Genomic DNA, 710 nt, shown 5'->3' with positions numbered 1-710 from the left:
CTGGCGGCGAGCTTCGTCGCCGAGCACCAGGGCGGGCCGCAGCTGCTGTACGCGCTGTTCTTCGGCATGGCGTTCAACTTCGCCGCGGAGGGCGAGAAGATCCGCGCAGGCATCGAGTTCGCCTCGCGCCAGGTGCTGCGCTTCGGCGTCGCGCTGCTGGGGGCGCGCATCACGGCCGAGCAACTGGCGGGCCTCGGGGCCGACTCGATCGCGATGGTCGCGGGTGGCGTGGTCGCGACGATTCTCTTTGGCGCGCTCATCGGCCGGCTGCTCGGCCGCCCGGGTACGGAAGGCGTGCTCACTGGCGGCGCGGTGGCGATCTGCGGCGCCTCGGCGGCGCTGGCGATCTCGGCGGTGTTGCCGAAGAACGAGGAGAACCAGCGCTTCACGCTCTTCACGGTGGTGGGCGTGACCGCGCTCTCCACGGTGGCGATGGTGGTGTATCCGTCGCTGGTGAAGGCCTTCGGGCTGGATGCGAATGCGGCGGCGGTCTTTATCGGCGGCACGATCCACGACGTCGCGCAGGTCGTCGCGGCCGGCTACATCATCTCGCCCGAGGTCGGGGATGGCGCGGTCTTCGTGAAGCTCTTCCGCGTGGCGATGCTGTTGCCGGTGGTGGCGGTGGTGTCGCTGCTCTTCCGCGACGGCACGGCGAGCGGCAAGAAGCCGCCGGTGCTGCCGGGTTTCCTCGTCGGCTTCGCGGTGCTGGT

General features: G+C 70.3%; 1 protein-coding gene. It reads left to right on the top strand.

Features of this window, described 5'->3' with window-relative positions:
- Positions 1-710: YeiH family protein (locus tag GPA27_RS28265; RefSeq protein ID WP_169143728.1), on the top strand; the 710-nt coding region annotated here is incomplete at both ends.

Origin of the sequence: Aromatoleum toluolicum, from assembly GCF_012911005.2 — a bacterium.
Taxonomy (GTDB): domain Bacteria; phylum Pseudomonadota; class Gammaproteobacteria; order Burkholderiales; family Rhodocyclaceae; genus Aromatoleum; species Aromatoleum toluolicum.
Note: the sequence above shows the minus strand (reverse complement) of the source record. Positions and strands in the feature narration are given on the sequence as shown.